Genomic DNA, 13,729 nt, shown 5'->3' on the forward strand with positions numbered 1-13,729 from the left:
CGTTACTTCTTGAAGAAGCCCCCGAGGAGGTTCGCGATCCCCTGCGGGCCACCGGCGGCCTTCACCACGTCCCCGAGATCGACGTCACCGTCGCCATCTTTGTCGAGCACGGCGTTCATGAGGGTCGCGCCGACACCGGCGTTTTGGTCGAGGTGGCGGCGCTGCTGGCCGAGAAGGCCTCCGAGGCTCTCGGGGGAGTGCCCCTCGCTCTGGGCGCGCTGACCCAAATAGGCCATCACCACCGGGGCGAGCAGCACGAGGAGCTGGAGCGCCTGATTGCCGTCGAGCCCCGAGGCCTGGCCAATCCCTTGCGCCGCCGTCTCTTGTTTGGAGCCCAAGAGGTGCCCGAGGATCCCGGCGCCGCTCCCGCCCCCTCCGAGCGCCGCGCCGAGCACGGAGCCGAGATCGGGGCCCGCGGCGTGATCGCGCTGGAGGGCCGAGTGGAGCGCCGCAGCACCTTCGGGTTGGCTCGCGTTCTTCCCGAGCGCACCGAGGATCATCGGCAGCGCCACGGCGACACCGCTCGATGTCTGCTCGGGGCTCGCGCCGATCTGTCCCGCCATGGACGAGATGGCACTCGGACCGAGGGAAGAGAGGATTTGACCCATCATGTCGTCGTTCATGGAGGGCACGGTAGCACTCGCCACGTGTCGCTATCGGGAGACGACGTGACCCGACGGCAACGCAGGCTACGAGGCGCGCTTCACGTGGGAGGGAAAGTAGCCCGCGAGGAAGGACGGGCGGGCGGGAGGCTCGCTCTTCTGCCGCGCGCGACGGCGAGCGCGGCTCTGGCGCTGGTAGGTGCTGGTGACGCGGCGGGCGAGATCCGGGCGATTCACGAATACGATCGGCGCCGCCACGCGGACTCGGCGGAGGATCTCACAGATACGGGAGAGGGTCGTCGCGCGAGCACCCGGGGTCGACCTTCGCTCTTCGAGCAGGCGCGCGCGCGCCTCGACCTCACGCGCGAGCGCGACGCGCACGGCGCTCATGGCTTCGGAGTCGATGCCGCCGAGGGCTTCGACCCCTTCGAGCCGCTGGGTACGACGGGCGAACGTCTCGAGGGCGACGAGCGCTTCGAGGAGGGTGCCGGCCGACCGCGCGGCGCGGTGTGCCTTGCGGAGCGCCGCGGCCTCTCGCGCGAACCTCGGGCTCGGTGTCCTTGCGCCATGAATCACGCGAAGCGCCGCGACGACCTCGCGACGCGCGCGGCTCACGAGGCCCGGCGAAAACCTGAAGACGGCGCGACGACTGCCAACTTCGATGACGCCCGCGAGCCGACGCAGCTCCGCCGCGAGCGAGGGGCCGAGCTCCGGGTCGACCGACGCGAGGCCGCGGTGCCCAGGGGCGTCTCCGTCTCCGGGTGAAGGCTCCGAGTGGGCATCGAGGACGTCGGCCGCGGCGCGCGCCTCGTCGAGCAGCACATCGATAGGGACGGGCACCGAGGTGCTCGAGGGGTGCCTCGATCGGGTCTTTCGAGGCGGGGACGTCGGGGTGAGTTTGGGCATGGTGTCCTCCGTGCCCGGTGTGTCGGCAGGCCTCGGCCACCCGTTGCGTGCGATTTTTCCAACACGACGCCGCACCGCATATCCAATGGATATCGTTCACGTTTTTTTGGCGCCGAACCTCTCCGTCGGGGGGGCGAGGCGCCGAAGGTGAGAGCCTGCGCCTCCCAGGGGTGCGACACTCGACGCGACACACGCACGCGGGGGGCGTACCTCGTGCGGCACCCATCCCCTCGAGGTCACCCATGACGAAGCTGGCTCGCCGTATCCTCCCCGCGCTGCTCTCCGGCGGCCTCCTCGGCCTCGCGTGCAGCACCGTCGATCCCGTCGATCCGCCCGCGGAGGCCGGGCTCGACGCCGACTCCCCCGACACGTCCACGCCCGAGCCCCCGAAGGACGCGAGGCCCGACACCGCCGAACCAACGACCGACGCTTCGCGAGACGCCTTCGCCGACGGAACCACCGACACGGACGCGAGCGACGGGGCCACCGACGCCGCCGTGGACGCCGACACCGACGCATCGGTCGACGCGAGCGGGGACACCGGGGCGGACGCGGCCACGGACGCCGGAGACGCGGGCGCGGGTCAGACTCCCATCTTTCTCGCCGGAGAGAGCGGCGCGACCTACACCGTCACGGCGGTCTGCTCCATCACGGCCGTGAACCGCACGGGGACCGCGCAGAGCTGCTGCCGAAGCTCCATGTACACGGCGACCACCACCTGCGATTCGGTCGTGCGCGAAGAGCCCGACGGCGCCGGCGGCTTGCGGGTCGTCGTGGGCGCCATGCAAGGCTGTACGACCACGGTCGCGGGCGACACGTGCACGCGGTCCGGTGAGATCGCGCGATGCGACGCCACGGGGCTCACGTGCCCGTTCCGCCGCGACAAGGGCGATCCGTCCCTCTTGGTGGGGACGTACGCGCGCCGCATGGCGCCTGGCCCCGGCGGCACCCAGGTGCCGCGAGATCACTACTGGATCCCAGGCTGTCCCTCGGGCCCTGTCGGCACGACCCCGACGCCGACGTGCACACCGCCTGCAACTTACGCGCAGTCCGGGAGCATCCTGACCACCTTCGCCCGGTCGGGCGTCGGAGAGTTCAGCGTGCGGCGCTCGTGGGCGCAGACTCCCCCGCTCTCGTGCCGCACTCCGAGCCTCGACGGCGCGCTCGCGCTCGCGAACACCCGGTTCTCCGAGGCGCAAGGCGCGGGCGGCACGTTCAACGCGGTGGGCTACGGGTGCACGTACACGCTCACGAAGAAGTAACGCCGACCGCTGACGCGCCCTGCGCGCGCCAGGCCGCGATCGCCTCGGGGGTCCGCGATTGGAACTCGCGCAGGGCCTCAATGCGCGCGCGGCGCCTTCGGAACGGGCGAGAGATGGCGTTCGCGAGGAGCCGCGCGATGTTGATCGACGTGCTGATCTGATCGCCGCGGTAGCCGCTTCCCTCGAAGATCTCCGGGCTGCGGAGGATCTCTTCGGTCTCGGCGACCTCGACCAAGTACACGCGCTCTCGCTCGCACTCTGCGCAGTGGGCATGTCGCTCGGGGCCGTGCGTCGCGCATACGCGCTGGGCGCACCGTGGGCACGAGAGCGTCGCCACGTTCTCGCAGAAGGCACACGCGGAGCTCCGGTAGGTCATGCGGCCGATCTTCGCACGGGTCGGGCCGAGCAAAGGGCTCGGCCACGACCCGTGGACGGAGGCATCAGGCTTTGAGGAGACCTTCGGCCTTGAGCGCCTCGACGACCGCCGGGCGCTGGGCGACGCGGCCCAAGAAGGCACCGAGGTTCGTGAGGCCCGAGATGTCGACCTCGACGAACTTGGCCCATCCGGCGACGACGAAGAGGTAGATGTCGGCCACGCTGAACGACTCGCCGAGCAGGTAGGGCCCCTTGGCGAGCGCGGCGTCGGCGAACCCGAGGCGCTTCAGCACGTTCTCGCGCGCGATGGGCTTGTAGTCGTCCGGTGTGTTCGGCGCGAAGAGCGGCGTGAACGATTTGTGCACTTCGGTGCCGATGTAGTTGAGCCACTCCTGGAGACGCACACGCTCGAGCGTACCGTTGGCCGGGGCGAGCTTCGCTTCGGGCACCTTGTCGGCGACGAACTGCACGATCGCCGGGCCCTCGGTGAGCAGCTCCCCGCCGTCGAGCTCGAGGCAGGGGACGTACCCCTTCGAGTTCTTGTCGAGGAACGAGCTGCCGTCCGGGAGCTTCTTGGCCCTGTCGACCTTGACGAGCTCGAACGGGAGGTTCGCCTCGCGGAGCGCGATGTGCGGGGAGAGCGAGCAAGCGCCAGGGGAGTAGTAAAGCTTCATGGAGGAGGTGACCTTTCTCGAGAGGTGGGCGCGTCGCGGACGAAGCGCGTCGCGAGCGACGAGCGGCGTACCGTAGCGTGCGCTGGGGCTCATTTCGGCACGGAAAAGACCGTTCTCATGGGAGGACCGCGAGCGGTCTGCTCCCCAAGAGGCGTCTCATGCCCCTCGGGTCGGTGCACGCCCGTGTGTTACGTCGCGCTACGCTGGCCGGTTCGGTCGCCGCGAACGGCCGCTGGTCGCACGGGCTCGAGCCCGCCGGGCGCGCTACGCTCCCTGGTAGGAAAATCCCTTGCCGAACGTCTCGCTCCGACAGACCCGACGCGCAACGCTCATGGTGCTCACGATCGCCGCGGGCGTGCTCGTCGCGGCATGCTCGTCGGACGATCGCCCCCCTGCCCTCGTGGTCGGGATGCCGGTGGTCGGCCCCGTGCCGAGCTTCGAGCCCGACGAGGATGACGGCTTCGACGACTTGGCCCACGCGACCGACGGAGGAGCTCGCGACGCTGGGAAAGACGCGGCGCCGGACGCGGAGGTGGAGTGCAAGTGCGGTGGATGCCCGGTCACGCTCTACGGGGGCATGCTGTCCGTCGTGGTCCCGTGCGGGTATTCCATGTGCTCGTCGCAGGTCAAACAGACGTGCACCTCGTCGTGCAGGATGAAACGCACGAGCTGCTGACACGAGAGAGCCCCTCGCAGCCGAAAGCTCGGGCCATGGAACGGGGTTTGCTGCCCGTGGCGCCATGGCCGCTCACCCCTCCCCCGACGACGACGAACCGACGGTCCCGATGGACATTCGGGACGCGCTGGACGAAGCGCTCGAGAGGGCCAGAGACACTCGCCCACCCCCTCCCTACTACGAGGCGTGGGCCGCCACGAAGACAGGCAGTTACGCGGCCCTGCTCGCCGACAACGAGACGTCGACCGGAGAGCGCCCCGTGAGCGTCGGGAGCGGGGCATGGAGGACCCGGGAGGGCCCCATCTCGCGCGACGAGGACCTGGAGACGGCAGCGTATCCGAAGGAACCGGGAGATCCGCTCATGGAACCCGGAGATCCGCCCTTCTGGCTCGACGACGCTCCGACGGACCCCGGCGGGTACGACGGAAGCGGGGACCTCGAGGTGCCGCGGCTCACGGGCAGGCGCGGCGCGTGAGCCTGCGATCGCGCCGATCGCATGGGTGATCGCCGGGATCCGGATCGCGGCGCGCGATCGATAGCGTGGGGATGCGTCTTCGAGGGGTCTCGTCGGCGGCGTGTCGCCCGGCGTAGGCTTCGCGCGTGCGTTCCCCGCGTCCCCTTCTCTTGCGGCTCTTCGTGCGGCTCCTCTCGATCCCGGTCATCGTCGGCGTGCTCTTTCTCGTCCGCGAGATGCGCCGGTGCGACTCCCGCCCGAGGGCCGCGCCACAGCTCTCGCCCGAAGACCTCGCGAAGGTGACCCGCACGATCCTCGACGACGACGAGGCCCGTCGCGCGGCGCTCGCGGGGGCCAAGTCGAACGTCACGCCTCGACCCGAGCTCGGAAATTGTCCCATCGGAGTGCACACGTTGGCCGGGCAAGACGACCCGGCGCTCGCGCCTTCGCCCGGCCACTACGACGTACCGCGACTCGGGACGACCGACGGCGGCCGACGAGCCGAGACGGCCGACGACCGCATCGCCCTCGAGGACCTCGGGATCGCGTATGCCGACGAGGTCGCGACGAAACCCGGCCCCTGGCCTCGCCGAACGACGACCCCCGACACGGCGAAGGCGTACCTCGACCCGAGCGCGCGCGGCGCCGACTACGCGCTCGTGATCGACGACGAGACCCCGGCCAAAATCTCGGGCCCCACGTCCTTCGTGCCGGGGAGGCTCCGAGGCCACTTCTATGTGTGGGATCGCAGGTCCCGGGAGATCGTGTGTGCCGCCGACGTGGACGTCGTAGGCTCGACGAAGCTCCGAAAGATCGAGGCGTCGACCAGCCTCGAGAGCACGCTCGCGTCCGACGTTCGAGAGCAGGCCATCCGTCAAGCGCGAGAGCGACTCGTGAGAGCGCGCTGACGGCCCCGTCACGAAGGAGCCACCGAGGCCTCAGTCCCTCTCGCGGGTCGGCGACGCGCCGAAGCGGAGATAGAGGGCCGGAACGAGGGTGAGGCAGAGCAAGGTCGAGCTCACGAGCCCGCCGAGGATGACGACGGCCATGGGCCGCTCGATCTCGTTTCCCGGCTTTTCGCCCACGACGACCAGCGGGACGAGGGCGAGCGCCGTAGTGAGCGCGGTCATCACCACGGGGACGACCCGTTCCCTCGCGCCGCGTACGACGAGCTCTCGCCCGAAGGCGACCCCCTCCTCGCGCTCGAGGTGGCGGAAATGGCCAACCAGCAAGATGCCATTTCGCGCGGCGATGCCGAGGACCGTGACGAGACCGACGAGCGATCCCAACGACACGACACCCCCGGTCGCGAGCACGCCCGCGATCCCTCCGACGAGCGCGAACGGGAGAGTGCCCATCACGAACAAGACGAGGCGGGTCGATCGAAAGTCGGCATAGAGGACGAGCGCGATCCCGACGAGCGAGAGCACCGACAGCGCCACCATTCCTCGGCGAGCCTTCTCGCGTGCTTCGTGCTGACCGAGCACCTCGGCGTGGTGGCCCTCGGGGAAGGCGATCTTCGCGACCACTTCGCGTACGTCGCGCGCCACGCCACCGAGGTCGCGCCCGGAGGCGTCGCACGTCACGTCGATACGCCTCGATCCCCCGTCACGCAGCACGACGTTGGGCGAGGGTCGCACCTCGACCGTCCCGAGATCCGCGAGGCGCACCGTGGGACCGGGAGCCCCGGAGACACGCGCGAGGGGAACGCGGAGCTCACGGAGGGTGGTCACATCGGCGCGCAGCGCCGGCTCCCCGCGGACCACGACGGCCACCGTTCGATCGTCGCGCACGACCTCGCCGACACGTGCACCCTGCATATAGGTCGAGAACGTGCGCCGCACCTCACCCGCGGTGAGGCCCGCTCTCTCGAGGCGCTCCGGATCGAGCGTGAGCACCACCTCGGGCAAGAGCACCTGCGGCTCGACCTTCACGGAGCTCGCGCCAGGCACCGCGCCGACGGCGGCGCGGACCTCCTCGGCCTTCGAGCGGAGCACGGCGAGATCCGGCCCGAAGACGCGGATGGTGAGTGCGCCGCTGCCCCCCGTGAGCACCTCCTTCATGCGCTCTTCGAGGTACGTTTGGACGTCCCGGTAGAGCCCCGGATACCCGTGCACGATGGCGTCGATCGCGGCGAGCGTCGCGGTGCGATCGACGCTCGGGTCGAGGCTCACCCAAAGCTCGGCGAAGTTCGGCCCCACGACTTCGTCGGCGACCTCGGCGCGCCCGATGTGCGCGCCGAAATGGCGGACCCCGGGGACGGCGAGCAGCTCCTTGCGTACGCTCTCCGTGAGGCGTTGCATCTCCTCCACCGACGTCCCGGGCCTCCCTACCCAGTGCATGAGCACGTCGGTCTCTTGGAAGCGGGGCAAGAACCCTTCGCCCAGAGCGGGGACCACGGCGGCGGCGGCGACGAACGCCACGGCCATGACCGCGATGGCCGCCCGCCACCTGGAGACGATACGCTCGACCACGGGCGCGTAGGCGCGCGCGACGACGCGAGCGAGCGGCCCCCGATGCCCCACCGCCGTCGCGTCGTGACGGAGGAGCACGTACGAGAGAGTGGGTGTGAGTACGAGGGCGACGAGCAGCGACGCGGCGACGGCGAGCACGTAGGAGACGGCCAGAGGGCGGAAAAATGCGCCCGCGAGGCCGTCGAGGAAGTACACGGGCACGAACACGAGGACCACGATCGCCGTCGCGTACACGACGGCGCCACGCACCTCGACGCTCGCGTCGACGACCACGTCGAACCGTGGGCGCGGCGCGGCAGACGAGGCGTTCCGAGCGAGTCGCCGCTCGATGTTCTCGACGTCGACGATGGCGTCGTCGACCACCTCACCGAGCGCGACGACGAGGCCCGTGAGGCTCATGGTGTCGAGCGCCTGGCCGCGCAGAGCGAGCACGGCGGCCGCAGCGACGAGCGAGAGCGGGATCGCCGTGACCGAGATGAACGCGGTACGGACGTCGTAGAGGAAAGCGAAGAGCACCACGACGACGAGCACGCAGCCGATGGTGACCGCGCTCCCGAGGCTCGCGAAGGCGCGCTCCACGAAGGTCGCGGGGCGGAAGATCTTCGAGTCGATCTCGACGCCGGGCATCGCGGGCCGAAGCGCCTCGAGCGCAGACTCGACCCCGCGCGTGACCTCGACGGTGTTTCCCCACGGTTGCTTCTCGACGATGAGGAGGAGCCCATCTCCGCCGGTCACGGCGCCCGCGCCGATCGGAGGGGGTGCCCCGTCCGAGACCTGAGCGACGTCCCCGAGCCTCACCGTGGCCCCGCCGGGCCGGCTCGCGACGAGCGCAGCGGCGAGGCCCTCGCGGGTCGTGCCGAACGGCGCCTCGGTCACGGCGAGGCGTTGGTTTTTGGTGTCGACGTACCCGAGCGACGCGGGGGTCGTCGCCTCACGCGCGGCGGTGACGACGTCGTCGAGCCGCACGCCGAAGGTTTCGAGCTTCTCGGGGTCGACGCGCACCTCGAGCTCGCGGGGGCGCTCGCCCCACACGGCGACGTTCGCGACGCCCGGCACGGCCATGAGGCGCGGGCGCACGGTGAACCTCACGAGGTCCGAGAGCTCGAGGATGGATGCGGTCTTCGAGCCGATACCGATCTTCATGACGCGGCTCGTCGACGAGAGCGGAGAGAGCATCACCGGCGGCTTCGCGAGGGCCGGGAGCGAGCTCGCTTGCGCGGCGACGCGCTCCTGCACGAGCTGACGCGCACGAAACGGATCGACGTCGCTCTCGAAGAGGAGCGTGACCGACGAGAGGCCGAGCACCGACTTCGATCGCATCGCCGTCACGAAGGGCACCCCCGCGAGGCCACGCTCGAGCGGCATCGTCACGAGCTTCTCGACCTCGAGCGCCGATAGGCCCGGTGCCTCCGTCTGGATCTCGACCTTGGGCGGCGCGAACTCGGGGAAGACGTCGATGCGCGCGTTCGACGCGGTCCTCGCTCCCAGGACGAGGAGGACGACCGAGAGAGCGATCACGAGCACCCGGAGGCGCAGGCACCGCGCGACGAGCGCGCGGATCATTTGCCGGTCCCCGTCTCGGCCCCGAAGAGCTCGGAGCTCCCCGTCGTCGCGACCTTCGTGCCGACCGCGGGTCCGCGAGCGAGGACCGCGACGTCCCCCTCGACGCGATCGACCTCGACGCGGCGGCGCTCGAAGGCCCGAGGGCCCACTTCCGCGTACACCCACCGCTCTCCGCCAAAATCGGTCACGAGCGCCGAGATCGGGACGGCCGTGGCTGCCACCGGACTGCCCGTGACGAGCGCGATCGCGACCCGCTCTCCTGGGCGAAACGACGCCGTCGCAGGCAGCGCGTAGTAGAGGTCGACCGAGCCCGTCGCGGCGTCGGCGGTGAGCGGTCCGTAGAGGCGTGACGCCGGTACGTCCGTGCCCGAGGGCTCTGCGCCGAGCGGCCGAACCCGAGCTTCGGCGGTCTCCGAGACGCGGCGAAGATCCGTCGAAAAGAGGCTCACTCGCACCCAAAGGGCCGAGGTGCCGACGAGCTCGAGGACCGTCGCGCCGGCGGGCACGAGGCCGGCCGGTGGCACGCTCACGGCGCGGATCACGCCGTCCTCGGGGGCCCGCAGGGGGATCGCGACGTCCGAGTCGAGCGGCGAGTCATGGAGGATTTGCGCGCGGGCCTTCGCCGCCGCCACCTCGGCACGCGCCGTGTCCCTGTCGACGCGGGCCTCCTCGGCCGTTCGGGCCGCCGCGGCCCCCTCGCGAACGAGCTTGTCGGCGCGCTCGAGCCGCGCCTCCATCGCGACGAGGCGCGCCTCGGCGGTCGCGACGGTGCGCTCGGCCGCGGCGCGTACGTCCCGATCGACGGGCGCCGTAGGGACGAGCATGGCGAGGGTCTCTCCCCGCGTGACGCGCCTGCCGGCCACGAGCGACTTCGCATCGACGCGGCCCGAGAGGGGCGCCGCCACGACGATCGCCCGCCCTGTCGAGGGCACGACCTCACCACCCAACGTGCGCAGGCGCGGCGCCGTATGGGGTCGGACCTCGCTCGTCGCGAGCCCGACACGCGTCGCGGCTTCTTGGGTCAGCGTGACGCGCGCGCGCTCGGCGTCGGTCGCTTTGCACGAGACCTCCGCCGGCGCTTGGGAGCCCTTTTTGGCGTCCTTGGCGCCGCAACCGAGCAGCACCGCCATCCCCACGACGAGCCCACGACGCACGAAGCCGTTCATTCTCGGATCCTCCAGCCGACCGCGCGGTCGAGGCGTGCGCGCGCGCGGCAGCGATCGAGCTCGAGCTCCACGGCGCGAAGCCGGGCGTCCACGAGGCGTCGCGTCGCCTCGAGGACGATGATGTACGCCTCGGCGCCGGCGGCGTACGCAGCCTGCGCGACCGCGACGTTCGTCTCCTGCAGCGGCACGATCGTCTCTCTCCAGGGGCGGAGCGAGCCGTCGGCGACCTCGAGCTCTCGGGCGGCGACACGCACGTCGGTCACCACCTCGTGGCGCTTCGCGACATACGCCAGGATGGCGCGCTCGATGTCGGCCTGCGCACGCGCGCGCCCTCCGGGGTTTTGCGAGAAGATCGGAATGTCCGCCGCGAGCCCCGGCACGAGGAGCACGGGATCCCCGCCGCGTGCGCCGACCGGCTTCGCGTCCAACCTCCCGAAAACTTGAACGATTTTGGCTTTCTCGAGCCCCGAGCGTTCGAGGCTCGCCTCGACGAGGAGCTCCGCCGCGCGCAGGTCGGGACGCGACGCGAGCGCGACGCGCTCGGCCCTCGCCGCGTCGATCGCCGCTTCCCGGACGCGCTCCCTCGGCACGATGCGGAGGCGCTCTCCGAGCGGGCTCTCGGCGAGCCCGACGAGCAGGCGGAGGCGACTCTCCGCGATGGTGCGCTCCACCTTCGCGCGCGCGGCGAGATCATCGGCAGCGAGGGCATCGGCCCGCGCGAGGTCGGCCTCGAGCCGGCTCGCGTCACCGCTCGCGTGACGCGTCGCCGCGATGGAGGCGCTCTTGGCGGCGAGCGCGCGAGCTTCGGCGCGGAGCACCTCTCGGCGAGCCGCGGCCTCCGCCTCGGCGAACGTGATCCGCACGTCTCGCACCAGGTCGAGCCCGCTCTGCACGAGCGCTCGCGCCATACGCTCGACGTCGAGCTTCGCCGAGGCGATCCGCCAAGGCCTCTGCACGAGCGTGCCCACCGGGGCGAGCAACGAGAGCTCGAGCTGCCTTGGGCCGATGGGGAAGAGAAACGCGAGGTTCGGGTTCGGGAGCGCGTTCGCGTCGGCAAGGTCCGCCCGCGCGAGCCCGAGCTGCGCGAGATCGGCGCGGAGCTGCGCGTTGTTCCAGAGGGCCGCCGCGACCGCGTCCCCCTCGCTCAGCCCGTCGAGGGACGCCACACCCGGCGGCAACGAGGGCGCGATGTCCTTCGCGTCGTTCGTCAGCGAGACCTCGCGCGGGCGCGCGCCCGCAACCCGCTCCACCGAGCCGTCGACCCACCTCCGGTCGTACGGAGACGAGCCTGCGCACCCCTCACCACATAAGAGGGAGAGTCCCCCGACGAGGCCTAGGGCGAGTCGTCGCGCGCCTTCCACCCGGACAGGGGAGCCCATCTTCCCGAACGGATCCCGAACGGCCCCTCGAAGCTGAACGGAAGCCGAACGGGGCTCCTCGCGGGTCGGCGGGCACGTGCTATGGGCAGGGTGTGCGGGTGCTCGTCGTCGAGGATCATGCCGAGGTGGCGGAGCTCGTGGGCCGTGCGCTGGCAAAGGACGGGCACGACGTCGTGCTCGCGCGGTCGATCACCGAGGCGGAGGCGCGGCTCGATTCGGAGGTCTTCGCCTGCCTGGTCGTCGACATCGGCCTGCCCGACGGCGACGGGCTCTCCTTCTGCGCAGCGTTGCGCGCGCGAGGCATTGCCGTGCCCATCCTCGTGCTCACCGCGCAGGCGCAGGTCTCCATGCGCGTTCGGGGCCTCGACGCCGGCGCCGACGACTATCTCCCGAAGCCGTTCGCGGTGGCCGAGCTCCGCGCTCGCGTGAGGGCCCTCGGGCGGCGCGCGCCCGAGACACGCGCCTCGGGAACGCGAGTCGGTGACGCCGAAGTCGATCTCGTGGGGAGACGCGCGACGATCGCGGACGTCGAGGTGCCACTCACGGCGAAGGAGTGGGAGATCCTGGCCTTCCTCGTCGCCCGACGTGGCCGCCTCGTGCCACGCGGAGATCTCGTGGACGGCGTCTGGAACGGAGCAGAGGGCGCCGAAGGGAGCCTCGAGGTGCTCGTCGCCCGTATCCGGAAGAAGCTCGGTGGGAGCGCGGTGCGCACGGTGCGAGGCGAGGGGTATGTCATCGACTGAGCGAGGCTCGCTCGTCGATCGCGTGGCGTGGGTCACCGCACTCGTGGCCGGCGTCGTCGCGCTCGTCTCGGCGTCGTCCGCGCTCGTCGTGGCCGACGGGCTCGTCACGCGGGCCGAAGAGGCGCGGCTCCGCGACGCCGCGCGCGGATCGCTCCACGAGATCGAGACCGCGACACGAAACGACCGAGCCCCCGATGCCCTCGACGACGAGGTGCGCGAGGAGGTCGAGGAGCTCGGCGCAGGACAGATCGCGCTCCTCGTCACGGCCCGCGGGGTCACGGTGGCGGGCGATCCGCAGCTCGCGTTCGTCGCGCCTGGAGCATGCGCGTCGGACACGCGCGCAGGCACGACGCTCCACGCGTGCCGGGTCGACGAGGCGGGGCTCTCGGTGACGGTCGGGTCGCGACGCCGGGAGACGCCCCTCTCGGGGACGGTGCTCGGCCTCGTCACCGCGACTCTGCTCGCCGCGCTCGTAGGGAGGCTCGTCGCACGTCGCGCGGCGCTCTGGGCCTTGGCGCCGCTGACCTCGCTCCGGACCTCGCTCGAGACTATCCGCGCCCGAGAGCCGCGCGACGCGAAGCTCGGAGGCGACGATCGCATCGCCGAGGTGCGCGAGCTGCGGGTCGCCTTGGGGGGGCTGCTCTCGAGGCTCGGCGAGGCGCTCGACGCCGCTCGGGGCTTCTCGGCCGAGGCCGCTCACGAGCTTCGCACGCCGCTCACGACGCTCTCGGCCGAGCTCGATCTCCTAGCCGAGGAGGAGCTCCCGCAAGAGGCGCGTGAGGCCGTAGAGCGGCTCCAGCGCCGCACCCATGACATGACGAGGCTCGTCGAGCGCCTGCTTTTTTTGGCCGAGATCGAGCCCCTCTCGGAGCAGGGTGAGCCGAAGGGCGACCTCGACCTACGCGACCTCGCCTTCCGGGTCGTCGACTCGCTCCCGCACGGGGCGAAGGAGCGAGTCGTCGTTCGAGGCGAGGGAGACGTCCGCGTCCACGGGGATGACGTGCTCCTCGGCGCGCTCGTCGAGAACCTCGTCGACAATGCGCTGAAATTCTCGGAGCACGAGGTGAGGCTCACGGTCCGACCCGACGGCGACGTCGTGGTGCTCGAGGTCGCCGACGAGGGCCCGGGGCTCGCGACGGAGCTCGACGATCAGCTCTTCCGCCCCTTCGTGCGCGGGAGCGACGCACGCGCCCGCGGCACCCCCGGGCACGGCCTGGGCCTCGGCATCGTGTCGCGCATCGCGAAGGCCCATGGGGGAGAGGTCTCGAGGGTCCCGGAGCAGAGCGGCGCGACCTTTCGGGTGCGCCTCCCCGCGTCGCGCGCGTGAGCCCCTCGCAACCGGATCGACCGTCGGAGTGACGAGCTCCTCGACGTCCTCGAGCCTGAGGTCTCCGAGCACCCTCCGGCCTGCGCCGACGCGCTCGAACGAGGTCGACTCGAACGTCATCCAGGGGA

The 13,729-nt window shown here is 71.2% G+C and carries 13 protein-coding genes; 6 read left to right on the forward strand and 7 right to left on the reverse strand.

Annotation, left to right across the window (positions count from 1 at the left end):
- Nucleotides 1-2 precede the first annotated feature (2 nt).
- Nucleotides 3-611 (reverse strand): DUF937 domain-containing protein, encoded by a 609-nt coding sequence (locus IPK71_04565; protein MBK8213002.1) that lies wholly within the window; start codon nucleotides 609-611, stop codon nucleotides 3-5.
- Between the two features lie 78 nt (nucleotides 612-689).
- On the reverse strand, nucleotides 690-1,508 hold the full coding sequence (locus IPK71_04570) for a hypothetical protein (protein ID MBK8213003.1): 819 nt from the start codon (nucleotides 1,506-1,508) through the stop codon (nucleotides 690-692).
- 242 nt (nucleotides 1,509-1,750) lie between these two features.
- Here IPK71_04570 and IPK71_04575 point away from each other — a divergent pair, with 242 nt between their 5' ends.
- Nucleotides 1,751-2,770, forward strand: a complete 1,020-nt coding sequence (locus IPK71_04575) for a hypothetical protein (protein MBK8213004.1) — start codon at nucleotides 1,751-1,753, stop codon at nucleotides 2,768-2,770.
- On the opposite strand, the gene IPK71_04580 is transcribed toward IPK71_04575, so the two are convergent.
- Together IPK71_04580 and gstA are read right to left on the reverse strand one after the other, a co-directional pair.
- On the reverse strand, nucleotides 2,757-3,146 hold the full coding sequence (locus IPK71_04580; GenBank protein ID MBK8213005.1) for a hypothetical protein: 390 nt from the start codon (nucleotides 3,144-3,146) through the stop codon (nucleotides 2,757-2,759). The genes IPK71_04575 and IPK71_04580 overlap by 14 nt on opposite strands.
- A 64-nt stretch (nucleotides 3,147-3,210) precedes the next feature.
- On the reverse strand, nucleotides 3,211-3,819 hold the full coding sequence (gstA, locus tag IPK71_04585) for a glutathione transferase GstA (protein ID MBK8213006.1): 609 nt from the start codon (nucleotides 3,817-3,819) through the stop codon (nucleotides 3,211-3,213).
- Between the two features lie 289 nt (nucleotides 3,820-4,108).
- Between gstA and IPK71_04590 the strand changes: the two genes are divergently transcribed.
- The 3 genes from IPK71_04590 to IPK71_04600 all read left to right on the forward strand — a co-directional run bounded on the left by IPK71_04590 (nucleotide 4,109) and on the right by IPK71_04600 (nucleotide 5,857).
- The gene (locus IPK71_04590; protein ID MBK8213007.1) at nucleotides 4,109-4,495 is read left to right on the forward strand and encodes a hypothetical protein; all 387 of its coding nucleotides are present in this window, start codon (nucleotides 4,109-4,111) and stop codon (nucleotides 4,493-4,495) included.
- Between the two features lie 64 nt (nucleotides 4,496-4,559).
- Complete coding sequence (locus tag IPK71_04595) at nucleotides 4,560-4,970, forward strand: hypothetical protein (GenBank protein MBK8213008.1); 411 nt, start codon at nucleotides 4,560-4,562, stop codon at nucleotides 4,968-4,970.
- A 125-nt stretch (nucleotides 4,971-5,095) separates the two neighbouring features.
- Nucleotides 5,096-5,857, forward strand: a complete 762-nt coding sequence (locus tag IPK71_04600; GenBank protein MBK8213009.1) for a hypothetical protein — start codon at nucleotides 5,096-5,098, stop codon at nucleotides 5,855-5,857.
- Between the two features lie 30 nt (nucleotides 5,858-5,887).
- Here the strand turns inward: IPK71_04600 and IPK71_04605 are convergent, their stop codons facing one another.
- From IPK71_04605 to IPK71_04615, 3 genes are read right to left on the reverse strand one after another with little or no spacing between them, the layout of a single operon-like run.
- The gene (locus IPK71_04605; protein ID MBK8213010.1) at nucleotides 5,888-8,986 is read right to left on the reverse strand and encodes an efflux RND transporter permease subunit; all 3,099 of its coding nucleotides are present in this window, start codon (nucleotides 8,984-8,986) and stop codon (nucleotides 5,888-5,890) included.
- Nucleotides 8,983-10,152: an efflux RND transporter periplasmic adaptor subunit gene (locus tag IPK71_04610; protein MBK8213011.1), complete on the reverse strand. Its 1,170-nt coding sequence runs from the start codon at nucleotides 10,150-10,152 to the stop codon at nucleotides 8,983-8,985. The genes IPK71_04605 and IPK71_04610 overlap by 4 nt, the downstream gene beginning before the upstream one ends.
- Nucleotides 10,149-11,402, reverse strand: a complete 1,254-nt coding sequence (locus IPK71_04615; protein ID MBK8213012.1) for a TolC family protein — start codon at nucleotides 11,400-11,402, stop codon at nucleotides 10,149-10,151. The genes IPK71_04610 and IPK71_04615 overlap by 4 nt, the downstream gene beginning before the upstream one ends.
- A gap of 221 nt (nucleotides 11,403-11,623) precedes the next feature.
- On the opposite strand from IPK71_04615, the gene IPK71_04620 reads away from it, so the two are divergent.
- Together IPK71_04620 and IPK71_04625 are read left to right on the forward strand one after the other, a co-directional pair.
- Entirely contained in the window at nucleotides 11,624-12,274 is a 651-nt protein-coding gene (locus IPK71_04620; protein MBK8213013.1) for a response regulator transcription factor, read from the forward strand.
- Entirely contained in the window at nucleotides 12,261-13,601 is a 1,341-nt protein-coding gene (locus IPK71_04625; GenBank protein ID MBK8213014.1) for a HAMP domain-containing histidine kinase, read from the forward strand. Before IPK71_04620 ends, IPK71_04625 begins: the two co-directional genes overlap by 14 nt.
- Nucleotides 13,602-13,729: the final 128 nt, after the last annotated feature.

The organism is Myxococcales bacterium, assembly GCA_016712525.1.
Classification (GTDB): domain Bacteria; phylum Myxococcota_A; class Polyangia; order Polyangiales; family Polyangiaceae; genus JAAFHV01.